9 protein-coding genes are annotated in these 6,745 nt (G+C 50.3%); 2 read left to right on the forward strand and 7 right to left on the reverse strand.

The genetic code is table 11. The annotated features are described in order from the left end of the window. Positions 1-230, reverse strand: a 230-nt coding sequence (locus QLH52_RS24350) for an HU family DNA-binding protein (RefSeq protein WP_319963264.1), incomplete at its 3' end; no start/stop codon positions are given. 99 nt (positions 231-329) lie between these two features. Further along, the gene (locus QLH52_RS24355) at positions 330-605 is read right to left on the reverse strand and encodes an HU family DNA-binding protein (RefSeq protein ID WP_313731103.1); all 276 of its coding nucleotides are present in this window, start codon (positions 603-605) and stop codon (positions 330-332) included. 152 nt (positions 606-757) lie between these two features. Here QLH52_RS24355 and QLH52_RS24360 point away from each other — a divergent pair, with 152 nt between their 5' ends. Further along, positions 758-2,134 (forward strand): hypothetical protein, encoded by a 1,377-nt coding sequence (locus QLH52_RS24360; protein ID WP_313731101.1) that lies wholly within the window; start codon positions 758-760, stop codon positions 2,132-2,134. A gap of 188 nt (positions 2,135-2,322) precedes the next feature. On the opposite strand, the gene QLH52_RS24365 is transcribed toward QLH52_RS24360, so the two are convergent. The 5 genes from QLH52_RS24365 to QLH52_RS24385 form a co-directional block, all read right to left on the reverse strand. Continuing rightward, the gene (locus tag QLH52_RS24365; RefSeq protein WP_064028467.1) at positions 2,323-2,913 is read right to left on the reverse strand and encodes an isochorismatase family protein; all 591 of its coding nucleotides are present in this window, start codon (positions 2,911-2,913) and stop codon (positions 2,323-2,325) included. A gap of 69 nt (positions 2,914-2,982) precedes the next feature. Then, complete coding sequence (locus tag QLH52_RS24370) at positions 2,983-3,684, reverse strand: SDR family NAD(P)-dependent oxidoreductase (RefSeq protein ID WP_064028469.1); 702 nt, start codon at positions 3,682-3,684, stop codon at positions 2,983-2,985. 99 nt (positions 3,685-3,783) lie between these two features. Continuing rightward, positions 3,784-4,035, reverse strand: a complete 252-nt coding sequence (locus QLH52_RS24375) for a putative hemolysin (RefSeq protein ID WP_064028471.1) — start codon at positions 4,033-4,035, stop codon at positions 3,784-3,786. 76 nt (positions 4,036-4,111) lie between these two features. Next, on the reverse strand, positions 4,112-4,432 hold the full coding sequence (locus QLH52_RS24380) for a hypothetical protein (RefSeq protein WP_319963265.1): 321 nt from the start codon (positions 4,430-4,432) through the stop codon (positions 4,112-4,114). 184 nt (positions 4,433-4,616) lie between these two features. Next, positions 4,617-5,027: a hypothetical protein gene (locus tag QLH52_RS24385; protein WP_319963266.1), complete on the reverse strand. Its 411-nt coding sequence runs from the start codon at positions 5,025-5,027 to the stop codon at positions 4,617-4,619. 72 nt (positions 5,028-5,099) lie between these two features. On the opposite strand from QLH52_RS24385, the gene QLH52_RS24390 reads away from it, so the two are divergent. Then, the gene (locus tag QLH52_RS24390; RefSeq protein ID WP_319963267.1) at positions 5,100-6,557 is read left to right on the forward strand and encodes an integron integrase; all 1,458 of its coding nucleotides are present in this window, start codon (positions 5,100-5,102) and stop codon (positions 6,555-6,557) included. The last annotated feature ends 188 nt before the right edge of the window (positions 6,558-6,745 follow it).

Here is a 6,745-nt window from a genome sequence, read left to right on the forward strand (position 1 = left end):
GTGTGCCGACTCGGTAGACTGACAGACTCCCCGGTCTTGGGATTCCTACCCATACGGGCTTTGCGGGGAATCGTTGAAAAACCACCAAATCCACGAATTTCAATTCGTTCGCCAGTGGCGATAGCGGTAGTCAAAACATCAATGATAGTGTTGACAGCGAGCTCTACGTCTTTTTGCAGCAGGTGCGCTTGCTTGGCGGCCAGCACCCCCATCAGTTCCGATTTTGTCATCTGAAATGTCGAAGGTTCGACGGTGAGTTAATCGTCGAATCATAGCGCAGTTTCAAGAGGACTTCGAGCCACTCAACGCCCTCTATCTCTCAAGAGAATTTAACCGTTAACGGCGTCTTTTAAAGCCTTTCCGGCTTTAAAGCCTGGTAGTTTTGCCGCAGCAATGGTCAGTTCAGCGCCGGTTTGCGGATTGCGGCCTTGACGCTCGGCACGTTCCTTGACTTCGAAAGTGCCAAACCCCACTAACGATACCGAATCGCCGTTTTTCAAGGTATTTCGAATGGCACTGAGGATGCCATCCAAGCCCCGCCCGGCATCAGCTTTACTGAGATTCGCATGGCTGGCAATAGCGTCAATGAGTTCGGATTTATGCATGGTTTCCTCAAAAGGTGGGATGTAAAAACTAGGCGTTGATGATCGCAGTTTCAACACTTTCCTTCAAGCAAGCATCACGGATTTAGTGATCACTCTATATCCGGGTATGATTTATCATCCCCAATCCACCTCCGCCTAACCAAGTGTGCCACATGAGCAACGTCTATCCCCTACTCCCACGGCTTATCGTCAACAGTCAGTTTATCGATGATTTTCTGACCGCCGAAGCACCCTGCTGTGCGTTGGGCCTCGTTGAGGAACGGAAACAAACCTTCGGCGTTTTGGCTCTTCGGCTCGAAAGAGTTATTCCCGAGGAGTACACCCGCACCGGTTTTAGTTTCGGGCATTCGTTGTACGGCAATGCCGACTGCGTCGTGGTTCACTTTGGCTTCCACTTCTACCATTACGCCACATTCAATCTACTGCTAAACCCAAACAACCCGGTAGTGCGGACTGTCTTAAATAAAATGCTCGAAACCGGGAATTACTTTATTTTCGCGGTCGATCCCAAAGGGAGCGTCACCGCTTTCCGGTCGGAACTGGGGGAGGATGATTTAATCGAGCTGAAAAACAACCTGCCGCTCATTCAAAACGCCAAGACCACCGACGCCCAATACCGGAAAACGGTAGCCCTGTTCGAGCGAAATCCAAACCTGTCAGGACAAATGCTCCACTGGGTTTGCCGCGATAACGTCGATTATCTTGACCTCTCCCAGCATCGGCTAGAACTGAATCCCGTCGCCCAACCCGACACACCCAAAAACTCACCACCCGAAGACCTCTTTGAAAGCAGCCTCATTCCCTGCGAAGATTGCGGGGAGTGGGCGGCACAATTGCTCTTTGCCGACGATAGTGCCGATGAAAACGTACTTGAAGTTTGCGCTCAACACATGGCCAGGCAATATTGTGAAATCAATGTGCCGACTTGGATCATCGGCGAACCACTAGGGCCACCAGGCTTCGATACCAAAACCAGAGTATTGAAAGTATGGCCGAACCGCGAGCCCATTCAGCTAAAGACGGCCAATGAATTTAATGAGGAACTGGAAGAATTATTGGCACGTCACTGTAAACGGGGTGATGAAACGTCACAGGACCAGGCGCCAGAAGATCAACAAATTCAGTGGCACCCTATTAGTATGTTGCCGACCTTCACCTTTATGGTGGACGGCATGCTGGAGGAATCCATGGTTCAGTTGGACAACCTGCGTCAGGCGGTAGCCAAGCCCTATGTATTGGACGATGCCACTCTGAATCGGGTCTTTGATCTATATGACAAGCAATTGGACGACCAAAGGTATTTCCTGGAACAGTTTTCCCGATGGCAGCAGGATCGACTGAGCGCCGCACAAACCCAGGAAGTTAATCGGCTGATTAAACAATCGGCAACCTTGAAGGAAGTCAACGAAGAAATTCTACAGATCGCGAACAGCATCAAACATGAAACGATTGATCAAATCCTGGCAATGGATGAAATGGAACTGGCTATAGCTGTGTTATCGGGCAAAATAAAACCGACGATGCTGTAAGGCATTCCGATACGATTACGCCAGTAGTGAATGGCGGCTTTTGGAAGTGGCGAATTGTCGCAATCGACCCCAAGTTGACATTTGAAGCATTGCGCTCAATGTCGGGTGGGCTTCAAATAGCAGCCATTCAACGCAAAGCTAAGCCGACCGCTGGAGCGTAGCGGAAGCGGGTCGGTTTGAGCGAAATGTTAGGCTATTGGTGGAAGCACATCTTGAAATAATATGCCAAGCAGTTGGTTACCTTCGACACCGCTCCAGTCCTGAGCCAGTTCAGCCAGCAGCGTGTTCGTCGCGGTGAGAATTACGCCTTCGCGTTCCATGCGCCGCCGAGCCATCTCTTCGGAAAGTTCGTAAGGCGATCCCGAAGCGTCCATGACTGCTTGCACTTGGTAGCCCTCGCGCCGCGCACTGATTGATGGAAAAACCAAGCATACGTCGGTGGTCACACCGGCCATAATGAGGTTCCTGCGGCCTGTCGCTTCGACTGCTTTTTTGAAATGCGGGTCATCCCAAGCATTAACAATACCGGTACGCTGAATTCGGGCCGTGAACGCCTCAGGACAAATCTGTTCGAGCTCCGGGAGCAAAGGCCCCTGGACGTTCTCTTCCTGCGAACTGGTAAGAACGACAGGGATATTCAAAGCCTTGGCTGCTTTGGCAAGGGCTAAGGTATTCCGCTTGGCCACTTCAAGCGGGATATTTTTAATCAGCTTCATTGTTCCGACTTGATGGTCGATAAGTACCACAGCACTGTCTGCGGATGAAAATGTACCGGTCATTTGCGATTTTCCTAAAAAGGGTAACTATAAAAATATCAACCAATTAATGCGTTAACATAGGCAAGAACCCTACCACGTTTCGCCGAAGGGTCTGGCTTCGACCTCGAAAGACCACGCCGAACGGGGTTGGGTACAAAGATGCTCTATCGTTGCTGCGATGTCGGCGGGATTGACAAAAAAGTCGTCGTTTTTGTCGGGCATTTTTTCCCGCGTAGCCGGAAGGTTTACAACGCCATCGATAATAAGCAGCGAAACATGGATTCCAAAAGGCCAAAGATGGCGCGCCATGGATTCCGCCAACGCGCGTTGCGCCGCTTTAGCGGGTGAAAAAGCGGCGGTTCTTGCGCCGCCACGCCGTGAAGCGGTTGCGCCCACAAAAACAATATTACCCGAGCCATTTTCTTTCATCGCGGGGATAACTTGCTGGGCGGCATACAGAGCGCCAAGCGCATTGACTTTCCAGTTGGCCTCGAAAGAGGCGGCGGTAATTTCTTCAATCGTACCCCACGAACCCGCACCCGCATTGTAAATTAAGCAGGTTACCCCGCCTAACTGATTGCGTACCTGAGCGAACGCTGCTTGCACGTCTTGTTCATTGGTGACATCGCAGGCAATAGCAATTGCATCGTTCAGCTCGCCAGCCAATTTCGATGTGAACTCTAAGTTACGCGCTAGAAGTGCGACACTATGTCCGGTTTCCGAAAACTTACGCGCGATGGCTGCTCCGTTTCCTTCACCAACGCCGATAACAACACAAACAGGCTTATTCATTTAGGAGAACCTCGTAAAATTTTCAACATATCAGGAGCAAAAAATTAAGCCGTACCGCGAAGCGGGTTAGACTTGAATGAACTGTTAAGCTGATACCGGTTACTTCTGCGGGTTGTCACGGCGGAGCAACTCCCACTCCTCCACGATCATGCCGTCAGGCAGATGGCACATGCCTTTCTCCCCAGACGCTTCTTTGACAATTTCAAGTTTGCCGCCTTTTTTCATGCAATATTCGGAAGCAGGATTAGCGATTGCCACAGATGGGCTAGCTTGCTTGGAGCTACAACCGCTGAGCAATGCAAGCGCAAAGATGCTGGAGAACAATACGCACTTCTTGGAAGAAATCTTCATGGGGCCTCTCGATGTGTTGGCAGCCTAACACCTGAATTAAGCCGCGCCGCGAAGCGGCGTCGGCTTGAATGAATTGTTAGCACCAGCCCGCGGCTTTGCGATGCTGATACGCGAATTGGATGGTGCGTAACAGCGGGTACTGTTCTGGGACTGCTGCACTGGCGATCTTGAGCCCGCCAATCTCTGAGGTGATCTCTTGGAGAAACTGGGCTGATGTCATGATCTTGCCGCCAGCGAGAGTTTTGACATTGGCAGTGCTTGCGAATCCGAGCAAAGCAATTTGCTCAATGTGGTCAGGGAGATCAATGCCCTTGAACACGTCTCGGATGTACTTCTTTCCAGCGGCGAATTTCTTAGCGTAACGTGCTTCACGAACCGCCCAAGTATTTGCATCCATTGAGGGCTCGATGTGGACAAGGTGTTGTCGGTTTGGACAGTACGCTACCACGTCCAACTCGCACTCATATCCGCCTTTGAGGCGACGCCCAACTTGAACATTTCGGCGCACAAAGTAGCCCCGAAACTCGTACCACTCTGCTGTCAGTTGCTCAAGATGGTTCATGCGGGTGCTAACACCTGAGTTAAGCCGCGCCGCGAAGCGGCGTCGGCTTGGACGAATTGTTAGGACTGACTGCCCGGGCTGTGATGTGCCCGACTATGCCACCAATAGCGCCGCACAGCGCAAGCCAAAGGAAAGTTGGCGCAACAAGCTCCGGCGTAGCCAACAGCAAGATGCTCCATGGAAGTGCCGCGCACAGTGCGCCGATTAGCACCCAGGTGATCCCATTGAGTCGCTTGAAGTGATTGAGCAAGAGCAGCACAGGGAGCGCCAGAAGTAGCGTTTGTGCAGCTGCAACCATGAGCGGGAAAACAATCAGCTTGGGGGTTTTGGACAGGAAGAAGCCGGAGTCCCACGAGTCAAAAACCACGAAGGCAGCAACGGCAGCGAGTGTTCCTGCCAGTGAGCCAATGAACAGCGCGTTGAATTTCATAGCAGCAGTCCTAACAAGTTATTAGATAGTTCCGTATATCTACCATAAAAGCTGCGCTGCTCAAATAAATTTGTGATTAGCAAGGATTTTTCCTTTCTGTATATCATTCACACTATATCAAAATCAGCTTTGGAGGTTGCCATGTTAGCCGTTCCCGCATCTCTTAGCCAGGCATTTGAAACACAACTCCATCAGCGCAATGTACCCGAACAACAGCGCCGAGATTTTCATAAATGGTTTCGGTTTTATCTGGACTTTTGTAACAAGTACGGAGCAAACCCAAAGCTCACTGCAAGCTTTGCTCCATTTGACGAAAAGTTGAAAAGTAAAGGTCAGTCTGAAACACAACGACAACAAGCTCGCCGAGCCGTAGCCATCTATTACCGCATGATCGGCGCGATTAAATCAACATCAACGCCTTCCAGCGATTCATTACCTGATCAGTCATTAACATCGAAGCGATTAGCTGAACCCTATCAGAGTCCTGTCAACCAGACCGTTACGACACGACCCGTACCAGAAACCACGAAGCCTTCGCCTGTCGACGAGTCGCCAAAGTTAACCGGTGCCACTTGGGTGACGGTGTACGAACAACTGCAAGCCGCTATCAAGGTTCGTCATTATTCAAACAAAACTTGGCAAGCGTACCGTTACTGGTTGCAGCAATTTCAAACCTACACGAAAAGCAAAGATGCCCGTTTGTTGGACATGGATGATGTGAAAGCTTTTTTGAGCCATCTCGCCATGAATAAGCAGGTTGCCGCTTCCAGTCAGAATCAAGCTTTCAATGCGTTACTGTTCTTGTTCAAACATGTATTGCTAAAAGAATTCGGAAAAGTCGAGGGTGTGGTGCGGGCCAAGCGTCGTCCTTATATTCCTGTGGTGTTATCGCGCCCGGAAGTTGATCGAATTATTGGTATATTGGAACCGCCTTATGACTTGGTCGCCAAGTTGTTGTACGGTTGTGGCTTACGCCTATTCGAGTGCCTGAAACTACGAGTGCAGGATTTAAATTTTGACCTGCAGGTATTGACAGTGCATGACGGAAAAGGCCAGAAAGATCGAACGCTACCAATGCCGGAGGTCTTAACAACTGAATTGGCTGCTCAAGTAGAGCGAGTCGCCGCCTTGCATGAACAAGATGTGGCAGCGAAGACTGGCGGTGTGTTCTTGCCTAAATCGCTGGATGCCAAATATAAGAACGCCGCTAAAGAATTTGCCTGGCAATGGTTGTTTCCGGCGAAATCCCTCACGTTGGTTCCGTCCAGTCAAGAATATCGGCGTTGGCATTTGCACGAATCCCATGTGCAACAGGCCATTAAATTGGCGGTGCGCAGAAGCCGAATTGCGAAACGTGCGTCGGCACATACGTTTCGCCATAGCTTTGCCAGTCACCTTTTGCAAGCCAATGTCGATATTCGTACCATTCAAGAACTATTAGGTCACAGTGATTTGCGAACGACCATGATTTACACGCATACCGTGCCTAGTCGGACGATCAAGGAAGCGAAAAGCCCGCTGGATTTCTGAAGCTAAACCGTCGGCGGCAATGTGCCAGTTTGCAGTCATTCCTCAATGATTGTTCTGTGGCCGCTTGTGGCCGTCTGCCGCCGATGGTCAGCGGCATATATTTCAGTTGCAAATAAGGAATCTGGTATTGGCGGTTGTCCGATCAATACCAGATGCAATGTCTAGTTTAATCTTATACTGTGCCACCC

Origin of the sequence: Methylomonas defluvii, assembly GCF_033949435.1 — a bacterium.
GTDB classification, from domain to species: domain Bacteria; phylum Pseudomonadota; class Gammaproteobacteria; order Methylococcales; family Methylomonadaceae; genus Methylomonas; species Methylomonas defluvii.

Bases quoted from the DNA above. Each gene is read 5' to 3' on its own strand.
- QLH52_RS24355 (WP_313731103.1), bottom strand. From the start codon at position 605: ATGCATAAATCCGAACTCATTGACGCTATTGCCAGCCATGCGAATCTC.
- QLH52_RS24360 (WP_313731101.1), top strand. From the start codon at position 758: ATGAGCAACGTCTATCCCCTACTCCCACGGCTTATCGTCAACAGTCAG.
- QLH52_RS24365 (WP_064028467.1), bottom strand. From the start codon at position 2,913: ATGACCGGTACATTTTCATCCGCAGACAGTGCTGTGGTACTTATCGAC.
- QLH52_RS24370 (WP_064028469.1), bottom strand. From the start codon at position 3,684: ATGAATAAGCCTGTTTGTGTTGTTATCGGCGTTGGTGAAGGAAACGGA.
- QLH52_RS24375 (WP_064028471.1), bottom strand. From the start codon at position 4,035: ATGAAGATTTCTTCCAAGAAGTGCGTATTGTTCTCCAGCATCTTTGCG.
- QLH52_RS24380 (WP_319963265.1), bottom strand. From the start codon at position 4,432: ATGGATGCAAATACTTGGGCGGTTCGTGAAGCACGTTACGCTAAGAAA.
- QLH52_RS24385 (WP_319963266.1), bottom strand. From the start codon at position 5,027: ATGAAATTCAACGCGCTGTTCATTGGCTCACTGGCAGGAACACTCGCT.